This window comes from Senegalia sp. (in: firmicutes) (assembly GCF_052088025.1).
In the GTDB taxonomy this organism is placed as follows: domain Bacteria; phylum Bacillota; class Clostridia; order Tissierellales; family SIT17; genus Anaeromonas.
Window position 1 is genome coordinate 4,170 of the sequence record NZ_JBQCYD010000045.1, and the last position, 15,407, is coordinate 19,576.

Sequence of the window (15,407 nt, forward strand, 5' to 3'; positions counted from 1 at the left end):
CATTTTTTATATTAATATCTATATATTGCTGCTATTTTTTCTCCTCCAGGTACTTGGCCGGAATTTACGCCATATACTTTTCCACCATTTAATATGGTTTGCATTGCTGCATAATTTAACAATTCAATAGCTTCTTCTTCATTTTCTTCTTCTATCAAATTAGCTTTGTTGAATTTAGGATGAAATTGACCCCATAATTTGTCTGTAAGAGAAACAAATAATATATCTACTTTCCCAAAATGTGCAGCTGGTACAATTTCTCTAATATCTTTAGAAGACTTCCCTGTTCCTTCTAATTCTTTGAAATTACCTTGGTCTGATTTTTGCTTTTCTTTAAAAATAGGCTCCATTTCTTTCCATGCTTCTTTGTGAAGTTCTTTATCTGATTTTCTATCTAGATTACCAGATATATATCTGTCAACTAAATTATTGTATTTATTTGCTTCTTTATATATTGGGAAGAGATAATCAACTCCTGCAAATATTAACGGTATATTTTCTTCTTCTATTTGATTTCTAATACCTTTATCTAGTAGTTGGAAGAATCTAAGAATTTGATTTTTCTCATCTTCATCACCATCACCTGTACCATGATAAATAGGTGAATCTGAACCCATATTTCTGTTGCTCATAGTATTATGCTGAAGTTCTTTTTCAAAATCATCATATTTCATTGCCTCATCTAAACTAAGAGGAGTATCTTTAAGTATGATTTTACTTATACTATCTCTTGTAGCTTGGAATAATCTCACATCATTTTTACTTGCTGAAAGTATGAAAAATGTTCCATCTCCTGTGAATAAAGGTAGTAATGGTTTTATATAAAATTTATCACTTACTACTACTGTCTGTTCAAATTCTATTGGTAATTTATACATTGTAAATGTATCTTTTGTCATAAATAAAACTAATCCATCACTGTGATCTAACCAAAATTCATTTTCATCTACATATTTTTCAGCAGGTTCCAGTATTTCTTCTATTTCCTTTTTATCTAATTTTTGTTCTTCTAATTTATTACTAGCATCCCTTAGAGCATTTTTTAATTTAATTTGTCCTTGTTTAGCTTCAATTCTTGCATCTACTGTCGGTATATAAATTGATACCATATGTTTTTCTTTTTTCTCAATAAGATTTCTCAATTGTTCTTTTTTCATAATATCCATAATATAACCTCCATTTAATATTGTCTTATATATATTTTCATACCCTAGAAATTTTAATATAAAACAATTAAAATAGTTCCTTGCTTAATATTTGTATATTAAATAAGGAACTATCTTCATTTATAGTGTCTCTTGTACCATTTATATTTATACTCTTTTATTAATATTTTAGATTTTTTTCCTTCCCATAATAAGTGATATTACAAATAATATTAGGAATATGAAAAATAACACCTTTGCTATACTTGCTGCGGCTTCTACTATTCCAAAGAAACCAAATATTCCTGCTACTAATGCAATAATTAGAAATATCACTGTCCATTTTAACATTTTTTTCACCTCTTTTAAATTTTTGAATTTTTAATTATCTTCTATTAATTCATTTATATCCCGACAGAAAACTTTTAAACAATTTCAATAATTATGTTAGTTATGAGCATTATTTGGTTATATATATATATATATAATATGAGTATAAATAAGTAAAGAAGAGGTGAAATAAATGAAACCAAAGAAATTCAATTTAATGGGTTTTATAGGCAGCATGAAGTATAGAATGAAGGAAGATGAGGTCCCGGCACTTGGTGCTCAACTTACATATTATTTGATATTATCATTCTTTCCATTTTTAATATTTTTACTTACACTTTTAAGTCATACTTCAATTTCAACTGCCGATGTTATGAGGAATTTATCTGAGGTATTGCCAGATCAATCATTTGCTTTGATTTCTGATACCATTGAAGAAGTCTTGCAAAATGGAACTACATCTTTACTTTCCTTTTCTATTATTGGTACCTTATGGTCTGCATCTAATGGAGTTGCAGCACTTATAAAGGGATTAAATAAAGCATATGATCAAGAAGAAAACAGACCATTTTTACTTTTAAGAGGTTTTGCCATATTAATAACTATAGCACTTGTTATTGGTATAATACTTTCTTTTACATTACTAGTATTTGGTCAAGTAATAGGAAATTATATATTTAGTTTCTTTGGCCTTACTAAATATTTTAAAATAATTTGGGAAGCAATAAGATTTATATTTCCTATAATAATGCTTATAGTAGTATTTACTTTGTTTTATAAATATGCCCCTAATAAAAAAAGACTTAAATTTAAAGAAGTTTTTCCAGGTGCAATATTTACCACATCAGCTTGGATAGCTATATCTTTATTATTTTCTTTTTATGTTAATAATTTTGGAAATTACACTAAAACATATGGGAGTCTTGGAGGTATAATTATACTTTTGATTTGGTTATATATAAGTAGTATTATTATCCTTATTGGGGGAGAATTAAATGCAACACTTGCATTTGACAGGATTTCTATAGCAAAACAAATGAATAATAAAAAATAAAATCCTTTACGTAAAGGATTTTATTTTTTATCAAAAATCATATTATAATATCTTTCTAACTTAAAATCTAAATCATTCATAGCAATAAACTTGCTCATTTTTATAGTTTCTTTGCCATTAATAAACAATATAATTGTAGGAGCTACATATATAGTGTATTGTCCCTTTGTTTCTATATTTTTGTTTATATCTATTTCCATACAAACTATTTCAGGATATTTTTCTAATAGCTTTTTTAGCTTTGGACCAAAGCCTAAACAGTTTGATCACATATTATCTGAAAAAAATAATAATGTCATCTTATTTCCATTTATAATTTCTCTTGTTTGTTCAAAAGAGTCTATTTTTTTCACTATATTCACCTCTTCTTTATTAACTATCTTCTATTACATTTTTAACCCATTTTTTTGATACTAAACGTATTATACCTATAGTAGCCTTAACAAACTCTTCAATTGATACTAATGCTACAACAAAATATACTGGTAGATTGAGTAAATGGCCTCCTATAATAGCCATAGGTACTCCTACAAGCCAAACACTTCCAGCCTCTATAAATAAGGAAACTTTAGTATCTCCTCCACCTCTTAATATACCTACTATAAGAGTAGTATTAAATACCTTAAATGTCATAAATATTGCAAATACTATCAATATTTTTTCTACATTTGCTCTTACAATATCTGATACTTCAAAGAAAGATATTATAAAAGGAGAAAACAATACTATCAATATTCCTATTAATATACCAAATAAAGGAGTAATTAAAGCAAATCTTTTAGCATATTCTATAGCCCTATTTTGATCATTTGCTCCAATACTATTTCCTATCATAACAGCTGCAGAACTACCAAGACCCATAGAAATAACCATGAATACTTGCTCCACCGTACTTGATATTTGAACCGATGCAAAGGCTTCAGTACCAATCCTTCCATATACTGCAGAATAAGTTATTACCCCAAGGGACCAAAATGCCTCATTTAATACCACAGGTGTAGCAGTTTTTAATATGCGAAGTATAAATATCTTTGTCAAATCCGTCATTTCACTTATCTTTGCTGCTAGTACTAATCCTTTTTTATAAATAGTTGTTAAAAGTAATGTAAGTTCAATTGATCTTGCAATTAAGGTAGCTATTGCAGCTCCTCTTATGCCAAGCTCAGGAAATCCAAAATTTCCAAAGATAAGCAAATAATTTAATAGAGTATTTACTAATAGGGAGAATCCACTTACAATCATAGGGAGTTTAGCATTTGCTATACTTCTAGATGCAAATGAATATGAAAATGTAATTGCTGTTATTGTATAACTAAAAGCTATTATAAGTAAATATTGCTTTCCAAGCTCTATTACAGAACTATCCTTTGTAAATATACCTAATATAGTTTCTGGAAGGAACAATGCAACAAAGGTAAATATTAATGAAACCAAGGTTCCAGTAATAACAGAAAATCCCAGGGCCCTTCTTATATTAGTAACATCTCTTTTACCCCAATATTGAGATATAAAAATTGATGCTCCACTATTTAAACCAAACATTAGAAGTGAGAAAAAGAAAAACAATTGATTTGCAATACCAACTGAAGCTATAGAAGTTTCACCTAATTTTCCTATCATCACTGTATCTACCATATTTAAGGAGGAAGATATTAAATTTTGAACAGATATGGGTATAGCTATAGATACTAATCTTTTGAAAAACTCCTTATCATTAAATAAATCTTTAAACAAATCATCACCCACTTAATTCTTATATTATATCTATTATAAACTATTTCGAGTCTCTAATCTATCAAATGTTTTATACATATTCTTAAAGTAAGAAAAAGGTAATATAATGCATATTTAAGCCTGCATTATATTACCTTTTCTATACATTTCCACTTCTTTTCTATCAAGATGAAACATACCTTCATTTTCATATAGAGTTAATTTTTTAATCTCTATATTGTGAATCAAATTTTCATCATCAATAAACAGATCATATACATTAGATAAATCTATTTTTTTAGGCCTGTCCTGAAATGAAAATTCTAAAAATAGCTTAGATAACTTTTGAACAACTTGCACATCATATTTGCTAAATATAATATCATCGCAACCTTCACATATAAGCGCACGCACACCATAAAACCTTAATCTATATCTTCCCCAACCAGCACGAACATCTGCGATTCCTTCTTTTAATTCTTCACCACATAAAAAACATCTCAATTTATTGTCCATCTTCTTCTTTCCTCCTCATAATACCATCTACCATTTCCCACACATCTTCTTTGAAATGACACACCGATATAACTAAAGGTGGTATAGCTAGGGCTACAACAGCATAATATCTAGGGTTTTCTGATTTTGGTTGTTGAAATAAAAATTTGATATCTTTACCGTGATATTGCTTCTCTATAGGATCACCAAGTGCTGTACTGCCCTCAACATCTTCAACTTCTATTCCTCTTTGACACATTCTTTCAATAGCATGTTTACTATAATATAGGGATTGTCTTTTAGTAGATTCAATTATATAGTCTTTTTCATTATTAAATTCTTTTTTTAATACTTCTAATTCCATCTAAAGCTCTCCTTTCCTAATACTTAAGTTAATTTTATACTATTATTAGGCTTAATACAAGATTAGAAAATAATTTTTAATTTCTATTATTCACCATATTAATCATAAACACATATAATACATTAGAAATAAAAAATTACTTATATTAATCTTAAAGGAGGTTTTAATATGTCAGAAATTAAATCTTTAAGTAAGGTGTTTAAAGGTATTGATACTGAATTATTATTTTTCTTTTTACTTTTAGTTGTTTTATTTAGTTACAGCAATTATTAAAGGGGGTGAAGTAATGTCTGGATGTAGAAGAGGTATAGGTGGCATAGATTCTGAATTATTATTCTTCTTCTTGCTTTTAGTAGTATTATTTTGTTACTGCTAATTAAATATATAGAAGAATATTAAAGAGGAGCCAATTGGCTCCTCTTTAACTATTTAAATGTATAAACCTAATATCAAGGCTAATATTGTCATTACAAATATCATTAATAAAAATTTCCATACATACTTTAACCATGTACCATATGGAACGCGAGCTATAGCAAGACCTCCCATAACAACAGCAGATGTAGGTGTAACTAAATTAACAATCCCTGAAGCTGATTGATAAGCAGTTATAACTAATGACCTTGCGACATTTGCAAAATCTCCAAGCGGTGCCATAATAGGCATAGATACTGTAGCAAGTCCTGATGTCGATGGTATTAAAAATGATAGTGGTATATAGAATAAATATGTCAAAAGTATAAATGGTATACGACCAGCTTGAGATAAAGTATTTTCTCCAGCATTTAATACTGTAGATGTTATATTACCTGCATCCATTACCACAGTAATACCACGAGATACTCCAACTATTAAAGCAACTCCTAAAAGATCTTTAGTTCCTGATACAAAAGAATCAATAAATTCTTTTTCTCCAAAGTCTTCTTCACCAAAGGCATGTATAAATCCAATCACAATTGCTGAGACTAAAAATAGCGCTGTAAGTTCTGGGAACCACCAACCAAGTGTTGGAATGATTTCAACTCCAAAGTCTTCTAAAGGAAGTACTCCATAAATCATAATAAGAAATGCCAAAGCAAATAATACCAATATAAATTTCCTTTTACCATTTAATTCTGGAAATTCACTTTCATCTTCTTCTCCTATGAAATATTCTTTATTATCTTTCCTTTGATCTATAACTAATGATTTAGATGGATCTTTTTTAATTTTCTTAGCATATCTAATAGTATAAAAGATTGCAAGGACTAAACCAGCTATGAGCATAATAACCCTTAATACAATCCCCTTACCTAGTGCTACATCTGCAAAACCAGCAGCTATACCTGTTGCAAATGGGTTTACTGTAGAACCAAGTACACCAACTCCAGCACCCAGTAATATAACTGAAACTGCAGTAACAGCATCATATCCTGCAGCTATAAATACTGGAATAATAAGAGGATAAAAAGCTATTGTTTCTTCTGCCATACCATAAGTACTTCCTCCTATAGAAAAAAGTGTCATAAGTATAATTATCATCCAATTTTCTCTACCTTTAAAGGTGTTTACTACCTTTGCAATACCAGCATCTATAGCGCCGGTTTTCATTACCACTCCTAAAAATCCTCCAATTACCAATACAAACAACGCTACATCGATAGCATCATAAAAACCTCTAATAGGTGCCATCATTACATCTAGGGGTCCTTGAGGGGTGCTATCTTCTTCTGATACTCTTTCATAAGTTCCTGGAATTGGAGCATCATCTTCTCCTACTTCATATTCACCAGCAGGAACAAACCAAGTTAAAATAGCCACTACTATTATGATTGATACAAGGATTGTGTATGCCGTGGGCATTTTGAATTTCACATTTATCACTCCTTTTATCTTTTTATATATTAGATTATACCCAAGTGTATAAAATATAATCTTTAACAATTAATTTATAATTAAATTTATTAGATTTAAATTACAAAAGTATATATATACAAAAAATAATTTATTTTTAAGGAATGTAGTTTAATTCATCTCATCTTTACTTGATTAGTATCTTTAATTATTCTTGGGATTGGATTTTTATAGATTTATTGTCATCTTGAATATATGGATAAATAAACTTTTTAAGTATAAATATAAACCAAATCATAAGAAATACTCCTTTTAATATGCTACTTATACTTATACTCCACCATACTCCATTAAGTCCTAATATATTTTCATTAGATAATAGCAATGCTGCTGGCACCCTTAGTCCTGTAAGTATTATTCCTACTAAAGATGGTGGTAAGGTTCTTCCAAGGCCGTTAAAGGCCCCTGCAGTAGCTATTTCTATTGTCATAAATAATTGAGATACTCCTAATATCTTTAAATATATTACACCTTCATCTATTACATCCTTTTCACTAAAGAATTGCTTCATTATTATTTCTCCACCAAATATAAGTACTAAAGTGGCAAATATTCCTATTGCTCCAACCATCAAAAGTCCTATGAAATATCCATTTTTTATTCTCTCAAACTTTTTCGATCCATAATTTTGACCTACAAATGCTGAAAGTGCAGATGCAAATCCTCCTGCTGTCATCCAAGATATGGCTTCAATTTGAGAACCTACTTTTTGTACTGCTATAGGTGCAGCACCAAAACCTGCAAGTATTCTAGCAATTAACATAGAAAAGAAAGTAAATAAGCCACTTTGAATAGCTGGAGGAGTACCCATTATAATTATTTTCTTCATATATGAATTTTCTATTTTTTTAAAATTAATATCACTAAATATATCTATTTTCCCTTTTATGCTATATATGAATAAAGATGTTACTATTATCTGTGCTATTACTGTAGCAATGGCAGCACCTTTTACACCTAAACTATCTATAGGACCTAGCCCAAATATAAACAATGGATCTAATATGATATTTGCTAATAATCCTATTATATTAATCTTAAAAGGAGTGGCACTATCTCCACTACCATTAAAGATTGCAGTAAAAACTGGATTAATAAAATAAAAAGGTATTCCTAATGCAATTATTGCCAAATACTGTTTCGCCATTAATATTACATCACTTTCAGGTAAATCAAAAAAACCTATAAGTGCATCTCTAAATATAAATAAGGAAAGAGCATAAAGAATACTAAATATAATATTTAATTGAATAGAACTTCTTATATATCCCTTTGCATCTAAAACATCATCTTTTCCTATAGATTGAGCTACTCCAACTTCTGCTCCAATCTTTGATATAGTTATAAAACTAAAGGCAAACCAAGTGAAAAATCCTGCTGTTCCTACTGCTGCTACAGCATTACTTCCCAATTTTCCTATCCAAAACATATCCGTTATATTATAAGCCATTTGACCAAATGATGTTGCCATAATAGGTAGTGCTAATTTTGTTAAAGCCTTAAAAATATTTCCTTCAGTTAATTTCCCCTTTTCTATCAAAAATTGTTCACCCCTTAGATATAATTTAACTATTATCTAATTATATTGTTTTTGCTCAAATTAAACAATATAATATTGATAATTCTAAAATTATTTAAAAATATTAATTTACGTATTGATAATGATTATCATTAAAACTCTTGGGTATATTAAAAAATAGAAGACAATAGTAATAAAAAATAAAAGGAGGAATTATAAATGAGTTTCAAATTACCAGAATTAGATTATTCATATGATGCCTTAGAACCACATATTGACGCAAGAACAATGGAGATACATCATAGCAAGCACCATCAAGGCTATACAGATAAATTAAATAAAGCATTAAAAGATCAAGGTGATCTTAAAAATAAAGATATAGAAGACATATTATCAAATATAGAGACTCTTCCTAATGATATTAAAACAGCAGTAAGGAATAATGGTGGTGGGTATTATAATCATTTATTGTTTTGGGAAATGATGAGTCCTGATTCTAAAAAGAAACCTGAAGGTGATCTTTTAGAAAAAATAGAAAAAACTTTTGGTAGCTTTGATAAATTCAAGGAAGAATTTACAAATGCAGCTAAAACTAGATTTGGTAGTGGTTGGGCTTGGTTAATCTTAAATAATGGAGATTTAGAAATTACTTCTACACCAAATCAAGATTCTCCACTCATGGAAGGTAAAAAGATATTACTTGGACTAGATGTATGGGAACATGCATATTATCTGAAATATCAAAATAAAAGACCAGATTATATAGAGGCATTTTGGAATGTAATTAATTGGGATTATGTAAGTAAAAGATATGAAAATTTAAAATAAAGTATTCTTTATTATTAGGACTCTAAAAATTAGAGTCCTAATTTTATTTTTATATCTTTAATGTTATAATATATAAGAAATATTTAAAGAGGTGAGGATTATGGATGAATTAAAAGGTGAAGGATGCAAGCAATTAATTCCTGATGAAGATAAAATCCCTTTAAAAGATATAGAAAGGAATATTATAAAGAAATATAGAAAGTCTTTATGGTCCCCCTTTATAAAGGCTATTTATGATTATAAGTTAATAGAAGATGGAGATAAGGTTGCTGTTGCAATATCCGGAGGTAAAGATAGTTTACTTCTTGCTAAATTGTTTCAAGAACTTAAAAATCATGGGAAATTTAATTTTGAGCTTGAATTTTTAGCAATGGATCCAGGCTATCATACAGATATAAGGGAACTACTTATAGAAAATTGCACATACCTTGATATTCCTCTTACAATATTTGAATCTAAAATATTTGAAATAGCTGATAAAAATTCCCGTGAATATCCTTGTTATTTATGTGCACGTATGAGACGAGGAGCATTATATAAGGAATCAAAAAAACTTGGATGTAACAAACTAGCACTGGGCCATCATTTCAATGATGTTATTGAAACAACCATGTTAAATGTATTATATTCAGGTAATTTTAAAACAATGCTTCCTAAATTAAAATCACAAAATTATGAGGATATGGAGTTAATACGACCAATGTATTATATAAGAGAAGATGATATAGAAAAATTCACTGAATCTAGTGGCATATTACCTCTAAATTGTGCATGCATGGTAGCAGCTAAAAAAATAGGTAATAAAAGATATGAAATAAAAGATTTAATCTCAAATTTAAAAAAGACTTTTGTTGATGTTGATAAATCAATATTTAAAGCTACAGAAAATGTTGATATGGAGAGAATATTAGGTTATAGAAAAGATGACACAAAATATTCTTTTTTAGATTTTTATGATGAATAAAAAAGTGACACATGGGGACGGTTCTCATGTGTCACTTTTGTTATTATTATCCTTTTTTTATATTTCTAGCCATTATTACACCCATTACGGAAGCCATCATAAGGCCCCTAGTCCATCCACTAGAATCTCCAAGTGCATATAATCCTCTTATATTTGTCATAAAATTATCATCTAGTTTTATCTTATTGCTATAAAACTTAACTTCTGGTCCATAAAGCAGGGTTTCCCTACTTGCAAATCCAGGAACTACAATATCCAATGATTCAATAAAATTTAAAATATTCATCATAGGTCTATAAGGTATTGCTGATGTTAAATCTCCAGCTACAGCATCGGGCAATGTAGGTGTTAGATTTGATCTATTTAATTCTTTTTCCCAAGTTCTTTTACCATCTAAGATATCTCCATATCTTTGAACTAATATATTACCATCGCCTAACATATTTACAAGTTCTGATACTTTCTTACCATATTCAATAGGTTGGTTAAAAGGTTCTATAAAGTTATGAGAGCTTAATATTGCAAGATTTGTATTATCTGATTTTTTGTCTTTATATGAATGACCATTTACTACAGCTAAATTATCATCATAGTTTTCTTGACTTACAAAGCCTCCAGGATTTTGACAAAAGGTTCTAACCTTATCCCTAAAAGGTGCAGGATATCCTATTAATTTTGATTCATATAACACATTATTAACCTTTTCCATTACTTCATTTCTAACCTCAACCCTAACTCCAATATCTACAGTCCCAGAGCTATGATTTATATTATGACTAGTACACATATGTTTTAACCAATCTGCCCCTTTTCTACCTGTTGATATAACAACATTTTCAGAAAAAATTTCTTTTTTCTCATTTTTCTTTTTAGAATCTATTATAATTAATCCTTTAATGGCATTGTCTTCTATCACTAAATCTTCTACTAGTGTGTCAAACAATATCTCTACACCATTTTCTATCAAATATTCTTGTATTTTATAGTATATATCTTGAGCCTTTTCTGTACCTAAATGCCTAATAGGACAATCTACAAGTTTTAGATCTGCTTCAATTGATTTTCTTCTTATATCTTTAATAGCTTCAGTATTTTCAAGACCTTCTATTTTTTCATCAGCCCCAAATTCTAAATATATATCATCAGTATAATTTATAAATTCCTTTGCTTTATCATATCCAATTAAATCAGGTAATTCTCCACCCACTTCAGGACTTAGGGATAATTTACCATCAGAAAATGCTCCTGCTCCTGAAAATCCAGTAGTTATATGACAATAAGGTTTACAGGATACACATTTTTTAGTCTTTTCCTTTGGACAATATCTTTTTTCTATACGAGTTCCTTTTTCTATCAATAATATCTTTTTATCATATCCATTTTTCACAAGTTCTAATGCTGTAAATATACCAGAAGGTCCAGCTCCTACAATTATTAAATCATAATTCATTTAAACTCCTCCATAAAAAAATAGTTGAATCTTATACTGTTATTATACAATATAGTTCGTGTTTAGTCGAGTCTAAATCTAGAGTCCTCTTAAGCCTTCAGATCTATAATTATTATGATTTAATGCCTGGTCAATTTCATTTAATAATCTTTCTTTATCATCATTTAAAATTCCTTTAAGTGAAATATAGTTAGATGCATGATTAGAGCGAAATATTGAGTCTTTAACATCAATATTTTCTATAAAGAGTTTTGTTTCAAGCATTACTTCATCTGGAGATAATAAGTTAAAATTACCATCGCTATAATCTCTATATAATTCTGTATTTTCTTCTAACATTAAGGTTAAAAACCCTACATAATCAGGATTAATATGATTTATTACTCTTGCTGAGTCGGTAGCATGCTTATAAATATTATCCTTGCCACCTAAACCAGATATCAATGTTACTGATAATTTTATACCTGATTCTTTGGCTTTCTTTCCAGCTTCAATCATAGTTTTGCTATCTACACCTTTTTTAATCATAGATAAAATTTCATCATTACCTGATTCTATTCCCATATATATAATCCCTATTCCATTTTCTTTTAATTCTTTAAGTTCATCTAAGCCCTTATTTAATATATCTTTAGGAGTAGCATAAATACCTATTCTTTCACACTCTGGAAACAATTTATTTATATATTTTAATATATATAACAAGTCTTTAGTTTTTAATATTAGAGCATCTCCATCGGCTAAAAATATCCTATTTATATTTTTATATTTTTTTCTTGCTAAATCTAAATCTTCTAATATTTCATCTAATTTTCTTATTCTAAATTCTTTTTCTTTGTACATATCACAAAATGTACACTTATTATGAGCACACCCTATTGTCACTTGTACTATCAAACTTCTAGCTTCACTAGGTGGTCTAAAAATCCTTCCTTCATATCTCATGTTTTCCCTCCAAATACATTTAATATTAAAATTAATTTTATTACAGACTTATATTATCATATATATTACTATTTAATTTATAAAATTAATTATTTTATTATCACTTTTATCTTCTAAATATGAATTCACATCATCATCTTTTAATATCTCTCCATCTTCCATGAATATTATTCTATCAGATATTCTTTTTGCAAAGTCCATATCATGAGTAATCACAAGTACTGACCTATCATTTGTTGTAAGTGATTTTATTATTTTTGCTATTTCACCCCTAAGCACAGGATCAAGGGCTGAGGTTGGTTCATCAAAACATATTAGCTTTGGATTTAATATAAGTGCACGAGCTATAGCAACCCTTTGTTTTTGACCACCCGATAATTCAAATGGGTAATTATCTTTTTTGTCCTTTAAACCTAATTTTTCTAATATACTGTAGGCTTCATCTAAAACCATCTTTTTATTTCTAGAATATACTTTTATGGGCGAATATACTATATTTTCTATTACAGACATATGAGGAAATAAATTAAAATTTTGAAATACCATACTTATATCTTTTTTTATGCTTTTTAGATTTTTGCTATTTGCCTTGTAATTTTCACATGTATCTATTAAGTTTTTATCATTTACTGTTATTTTCCCATTATCTATTTCTTCTAAATCATTTATACATCTTATTAAAGTTGTTTTTCCTGCACCTGAAGGTCCTATGATACTCACAATATTGCCCTTATCTATATCAAAGGAAACATTGTTTAGCACTAAATTTGCTCCAAAATATTTCTTTATATTTTCCACCTTTAAAATCATATGATATTCTCCTATCTATAGTATGCATATCTTTCTTCTAACTTAGAAAAAGTCTTGCTCAGTATTGCAGTTAAAACAAGATACATTACTGCAGCTGCAATTAAAGGGACTAATGTAGCATCTCTATTAGATGCTATTTTTGCAGCCCTTAATAATTCTCCAATTCCTACCACATATACAAGGGCTGTATCTTTTATTAGTGTTATTGTTTCATTAGCTACAGATGGTAATACCCTCTTTATAGCTTGAGGTAAAATTATTTTGAAAAATATTTGCATTTTATTAAATCCTAATACCCTCCCTGCTTCAATTTGTCCTATATCAATAGAGCTTATACCACTTCTAAATATTTCTCCATAATATGCTCCAAAATTTATGACAAGTGCTATAATAACAGCTAAAAATCTATCTAAAGTTATTCCTATTATAGGGAAACCAAAATAAATAAATACTATTTGAAGAAGGAGGGGTGTGCCCCTCATAATCCAAATATAAAGTGTAGCTATTACTGAGAACATTTTTATTTTAGATAGCTTAAGTAAGGCTGTAATAATTCCAATAGGAATTGAAAGCACTAATGTGATTACAAATATCTTTACTGTAGATAAAAGTCCTTCTAAAAGTGAAGGTAATATATTTAGTATATAATCCACTTAAACCACCTCTATTTCAATATATTTTCTCCAAACCATTTTACAGAAATTTCTTCACCCTTATCAGACTTCTTTATCTTTTCTAGATTAGAATTTAATTCAGATAAAAACCTTGTATCTTCTTTTCTAACTCCTATTCCATAATTTTCATCTCCAAAATCATCATCTGATACATTGAATTTTGCTTCTCCTCTTTCCTTTATATAATATCTAGATAATATTTCATCAGCAACTACAGCATCTACTCTACCTGATTCAAGATCCATAAAAGCTTCATTATTTGTATCAAAAGTTATTGCTTCAGACCCATCAAAACTTTCTACTACTTCTTTAAATTCTTCCATTGCAACAACTGCACTAGATCCTGTTTGAGCTGCGATTCTTTTTTGTGCTAAATCTTCCTTTACATTAATTTCTAAATCACTTAATGTAATTATCACTTGTCTGTTTCCTATATATGGATTAGTAAAAGCCACTTTTTCTTTCCTTTCATCTGTTATGCTATACCCATTCCAAATCATATCTATATTTCCTGAATTTAATTCGGTTTCTTTCATAGCCCAATCAATAGGTTGAAATTTAAGTTCAATTCCCATTTCTTCAAATGTAGCTTTTGCAAGTTCCACATCAAATCCTACAAGTTCTCCAGATTCATCTCTAAATCCCATAGGTGCGAAAGTATCATCCAATCCCATTACCGCATATCCTCTTTTCTTTATTTCATCAAAACTATCCTTTTTCACTTCTTCATCATTTCCATCATTACATCCTGTAAATACCATTAAACTTAATACTAATATAATCAATACTTTAAATATATTTTTCATTTTTTGCACTCCTCATTTTTTATTTTTTAATACTCAAATCTTCTGCGCAAAAGAATTTGGGTATTAAAAAATCCTCGTCCTCTAGCATATGCTAGAGGACGAGGATAATAATATCTCTCGTGGTCCCACCTCTTATTTACTGATACCTCACGGTATCAACCTTGTCGAGTACGGCAAAAGCTTATACTCTAGCACTATAACGGGTGCAGGAAACCGAAGACGACCTACTACCAAAAAAAAGGATTCGACGTCTGGCTCAGAGATGTGTTCAAAATATTTTCTTATGCCCCTTTTCACCAAGTGGGTGCTCTCTTTGATAAGCTTTATATTTCTACTCTTTCTCTTCAATGCCTTTTTATAAGATTTTTAATATTAAATCAATATTAAACTATATTTCCTATCTTGTCAAGAGTAATT

At 28.8% G+C, this 15,407-nt stretch carries 15 protein-coding genes, 1 pseudogene and 1 other annotated feature; of the genes and pseudogenes, 3 read left to right on the forward strand and 13 right to left on the reverse strand.

The annotated features are described in order from the left end of the window. Positions 1-11 precede the first annotated feature (11 nt). Positions 12-1,166: a baeRF7 domain-containing protein gene (locus ACTHUW_RS10450; protein ID WP_442213221.1), complete on the reverse strand. Its 1,155-nt coding sequence runs from the start codon at positions 1,164-1,166 to the stop codon at positions 12-14. A 168-nt stretch (positions 1,167-1,334) separates the two neighbouring features. Next, positions 1,335-1,496: a DUF1328 domain-containing protein gene (locus ACTHUW_RS10455; protein WP_442196975.1), complete on the reverse strand. Its 162-nt coding sequence runs from the start codon at positions 1,494-1,496 to the stop codon at positions 1,335-1,337. 172 nt (positions 1,497-1,668) lie between these two features. On the opposite strand from ACTHUW_RS10455, the gene ACTHUW_RS10460 reads away from it, so the two are divergent. Next, positions 1,669-2,529: a YihY/virulence factor BrkB family protein gene (locus ACTHUW_RS10460; RefSeq protein WP_442213223.1), complete on the forward strand. Its 861-nt coding sequence runs from the start codon at positions 1,669-1,671 to the stop codon at positions 2,527-2,529. 20 nt (positions 2,530-2,549) lie between these two features. On the opposite strand, the pseudogene ACTHUW_RS10465 reads toward ACTHUW_RS10460, so the two are convergent. The 6 genes and pseudogenes from ACTHUW_RS10465 to ACTHUW_RS10490 all read right to left on the reverse strand — a co-directional run. Next, a pseudogene (locus ACTHUW_RS10465) lies at positions 2,550-2,780 on the reverse strand (thioredoxin family protein); the annotation flags it as partial. Between the two features lie 121 nt (positions 2,781-2,901). Continuing rightward, positions 2,902-4,263 carry an MATE family efflux transporter gene (locus ACTHUW_RS10470; protein ID WP_442199054.1) on the reverse strand — a complete coding sequence of 454 codons (1,362 nt, stop codon included), beginning with the start codon at positions 4,261-4,263 and terminating at the stop codon, positions 2,902-2,904. A gap of 114 nt (positions 4,264-4,377) precedes the next feature. Then, a complete protein-coding gene (locus ACTHUW_RS10475; RefSeq protein WP_442213225.1) occupies positions 4,378-4,758 on the reverse strand; it encodes a hypothetical protein in 381 nt (126 codons plus the stop codon). Beyond that, on the reverse strand, positions 4,748-5,101 hold the full coding sequence (locus ACTHUW_RS10480) for a DUF4258 domain-containing protein (RefSeq protein ID WP_442213227.1): 354 nt from the start codon (positions 5,099-5,101) through the stop codon (positions 4,748-4,750). Before ACTHUW_RS10480 ends, ACTHUW_RS10475 begins: the two co-directional genes overlap by 11 nt. A gap of 429 nt (positions 5,102-5,530) precedes the next feature. Next, positions 5,531-6,955: a YfcC family protein gene (locus ACTHUW_RS10485; protein WP_442213229.1), complete on the reverse strand. Its 1,425-nt coding sequence runs from the start codon at positions 6,953-6,955 to the stop codon at positions 5,531-5,533. Between the two features lie 187 nt (positions 6,956-7,142). Beyond that, a complete protein-coding gene (locus ACTHUW_RS10490) occupies positions 7,143-8,534 on the reverse strand; it encodes an MATE family efflux transporter (protein ID WP_442196981.1) in 1,392 nt (463 codons plus the stop codon). Between the two features lie 198 nt (positions 8,535-8,732). Here ACTHUW_RS10490 and ACTHUW_RS10495 point away from each other — a divergent pair, with 198 nt between their 5' ends. Next, positions 8,733-9,341 (forward strand): superoxide dismutase, encoded by a 609-nt coding sequence (locus ACTHUW_RS10495; protein WP_442198570.1) that lies wholly within the window; start codon positions 8,733-8,735, stop codon positions 9,339-9,341. 100 nt (positions 9,342-9,441) lie between these two features. After that, on the forward strand, positions 9,442-10,305 hold the full coding sequence (locus tag ACTHUW_RS10500) for a tRNA 2-thiocytidine biosynthesis TtcA family protein (RefSeq protein WP_442198569.1): 864 nt from the start codon (positions 9,442-9,444) through the stop codon (positions 10,303-10,305). A 46-nt stretch (positions 10,306-10,351) separates the two neighbouring features. On the opposite strand, the gene ACTHUW_RS10505 is transcribed toward ACTHUW_RS10500, so the two are convergent. From ACTHUW_RS10505 to ACTHUW_RS10525, 5 genes are all read right to left on the reverse strand, one after another. Continuing rightward, positions 10,352-11,755, reverse strand: coding sequence for an NAD(P)/FAD-dependent oxidoreductase (locus ACTHUW_RS10505; protein WP_442198568.1), 1,404 nt, complete (start codon positions 11,753-11,755; stop codon positions 10,352-10,354). Between the two features lie 78 nt (positions 11,756-11,833). Beyond that, entirely contained in the window at positions 11,834-12,700 is an 867-nt protein-coding gene (locus ACTHUW_RS10510; protein ID WP_442198567.1) for a radical SAM protein, read from the reverse strand. Between the two features lie 72 nt (positions 12,701-12,772). Next, positions 12,773-13,507, reverse strand: a complete 735-nt coding sequence (locus ACTHUW_RS10515) for an amino acid ABC transporter ATP-binding protein (RefSeq protein ID WP_442198571.1) — start codon at positions 13,505-13,507, stop codon at positions 12,773-12,775. Between the two features lie 14 nt (positions 13,508-13,521). Further along, positions 13,522-14,163 (reverse strand): amino acid ABC transporter permease, encoded by a 642-nt coding sequence (locus tag ACTHUW_RS10520; RefSeq protein ID WP_442198566.1) that lies wholly within the window; start codon positions 14,161-14,163, stop codon positions 13,522-13,524. A gap of 11 nt (positions 14,164-14,174) precedes the next feature. Further along, positions 14,175-14,990, reverse strand: coding sequence for an amino acid ABC transporter substrate-binding protein (locus ACTHUW_RS10525; RefSeq protein ID WP_442198565.1), 816 nt, complete (start codon positions 14,988-14,990; stop codon positions 14,175-14,177). 91 nt (positions 14,991-15,081) lie between these two features. Beyond that, positions 15,082-15,347 (reverse strand) — a binding site (T-box leader). Positions 15,348-15,407: the final 60 nt, after the last annotated feature.

Excerpts from the sequence above, each read along its gene's own strand:
- ACTHUW_RS10510 (WP_442198567.1), bottom strand. The coding sequence starts at position 12,700 with ATGAGATATGAAGGAAGGATTTTTAGACCACCTAGTGAAGCTAGAAGT.
- ACTHUW_RS10505 (WP_442198568.1), bottom strand. The coding sequence starts at position 11,755 with ATGAATTATGATTTAATAATTGTAGGAGCTGGACCTTCTGGTATATTT.
- ACTHUW_RS10480 (WP_442213227.1), bottom strand. The coding sequence starts at position 5,101 with ATGGAATTAGAAGTATTAAAAAAAGAATTTAATAATGAAAAAGACTAT.
- ACTHUW_RS10455 (WP_442196975.1), bottom strand. The coding sequence starts at position 1,496 with ATGTTAAAATGGACAGTGATATTTCTAATTATTGCATTAGTAGCAGGA.
- ACTHUW_RS10525 (WP_442198565.1), bottom strand. The coding sequence starts at position 14,990 with ATGAAAAATATATTTAAAGTATTGATTATATTAGTATTAAGTTTAATG.
- ACTHUW_RS10495 (WP_442198570.1), top strand. The coding sequence starts at position 8,733 with ATGAGTTTCAAATTACCAGAATTAGATTATTCATATGATGCCTTAGAA.
- ACTHUW_RS10475 (WP_442213225.1), bottom strand. The coding sequence starts at position 4,758 with ATGGACAATAAATTGAGATGTTTTTTATGTGGTGAAGAATTAAAAGAA.
- ACTHUW_RS10460 (WP_442213223.1), top strand. The coding sequence starts at position 1,669 with ATGAAACCAAAGAAATTCAATTTAATGGGTTTTATAGGCAGCATGAAG.
- ACTHUW_RS10450 (WP_442213221.1), bottom strand. The coding sequence starts at position 1,166 with ATGGATATTATGAAAAAAGAACAATTGAGAAATCTTATTGAGAAAAAA.
- ACTHUW_RS10500 (WP_442198569.1), top strand. The coding sequence starts at position 9,442 with ATGGATGAATTAAAAGGTGAAGGATGCAAGCAATTAATTCCTGATGAA.